At 41.9% G+C, this 968-nt stretch carries 2 rRNA genes; both read left to right on the forward strand.

The window, feature by feature from the left end:
- Positions 1-79: ribosomal RNA gene (locus PSH41_RS20005) — 16S ribosomal RNA — on the forward strand; the annotation flags it as partial.
- 291 nt (positions 80-370) lie between these two features.
- A 23S ribosomal RNA gene (locus tag PSH41_RS20010) occupies positions 371-968 on the forward strand; the annotation flags it as partial.

Below are 968 nucleotides of genomic sequence, written 5' to 3' on the forward strand. Positions count from 1 at the left end.
TACCACGGAGTGATTCATGACTGGGGTGAAGTCGTAACAAGGTAGCCCTAGGGGAACCTGGGGCTGGATCACCTCCTTATACGATTTAGAACTTATTTGTTCGTAGTGTCCACACAGATGATTGTTAGTTAGTTTTACCCTTTGGGTTTAACTGATTAATATGCTCTTTAAAAATTTGGAAAAGCTGATAATAAAATTCGTATGAATAACAGTGTTATTTGTACAGAGTTTTCAAAAGTAAAAAAGAATGATAGCAGTATCATTCAGTGCCAATTTAATCATTCATGATTAATTGGTATCTACTTTAGTATTCAATATTAACTTCTGGCGAAGTTAAACTGTCACTAACAAAGACCCGTTTGGGTTGTATGGTTAAGTGACTAAGCGTACACGGTGGATGCCTTGGCAGTTGGAGGCGATGAAGGACGTATTAACTTGCGATAAGCCTAGTCAAGCTAGTAAAAAGCGCTTGAGACTAGGATTTCCGAATGGGGAAACCCACCTGCTTGCAGGTATCGTTAACTGAATACATAGGTTAACGAGGCGAACGCGGAGAACTGAAACATCTAAGTACCCGTAGGAAAAGAAATCAACCGAGATTCCGATAGTAGCGGCGAGCGAAATCGGAACAGCCCTTAAGCTTATTATGTGTTAATGGAAGGCTCTGGAAAGTGCCACGATACAGGGTGATAGTCCCGTACATGAAAAGACATTTTAAGTGAAATCGAGTAGGTCGGAGCACGTGAAACTTTGACTGAATATAGGTGGACCATCATCTAAGGCTAAATACTCCCAACTGACCGATAGTGAACCAGTACCGTGAGGGAAAGGCGAAAAGAACCCCTGTGAGGGGAGTGAAATAGAACCTGAAACCGTGTACGTACAAGCAGTAGGAGCCTACTTGTTAGGTGACTGCGTACCTTTTGTATAATGGGTCAGCGACTTATATTTTGTAGCGAGGTTAACCG

It is taken from the genome of Pseudoalteromonas sp. CST2, from assembly GCF_028599385.1.
Classification (GTDB): Bacteria; Pseudomonadota; Gammaproteobacteria; order Enterobacterales; family Alteromonadaceae; genus Pseudoalteromonas; species Pseudoalteromonas atlantica.